Origin of the sequence: Cohnella baijiui, from assembly GCF_020731285.1 — a bacterium.
GTDB lineage: Bacteria > Bacillota > Bacilli > Paenibacillales > Paenibacillaceae > Cohnella.
In genome coordinates this window covers 1-380 of the sequence record NZ_JAJFOW010000142.1, presented here as the reverse complement: position 1 = coordinate 380, position 380 = coordinate 1, and the positions used below count along the sequence as shown (strand labels likewise).

Here is a 380-nt window from a genome sequence, read left to right as displayed (position 1 = left end):
TAAAATCAGTCCCCGCTTCCCCAACCGTGAAAGCTGCCCGGCAACTACATCGTTGGCAAGCGTTCCGCTCCCAAGCATCATCTCTACATGCCGGGCATTCGTCAATTGGCATAACGAGCGTTTTACCTGCTGAACATCATGGACAAACTGTGCCGAGCGATGAGAGATTGCCGACTGCTCAAATGCTGTCCGCACCCGTTCCTCCACCTGAACCGGCCCCGGAAGAAAGCTGATTGGCGGCACTGCTGAATCTGATGCTTCTTTAGTAAGAACAGCAATGTTCTTCATCAACATCTCTCGTGTAGCATACATAGGCTGATACTGCGCCTCCCTCGTACCAACAAGGGAAGCAAATGGGACAAAACCCAGATGCCGATAAA

General features: G+C 51.6%; 1 pseudogene. It reads right to left on the bottom strand.

From position 1 onward, the window contains the following. A pseudogene (locus tag LKX83_RS32030) lies at positions 1-288 on the bottom strand (aminotransferase class V-fold PLP-dependent enzyme); the annotation flags it as partial. Positions 289-380 lie beyond the last annotated feature (92 nt).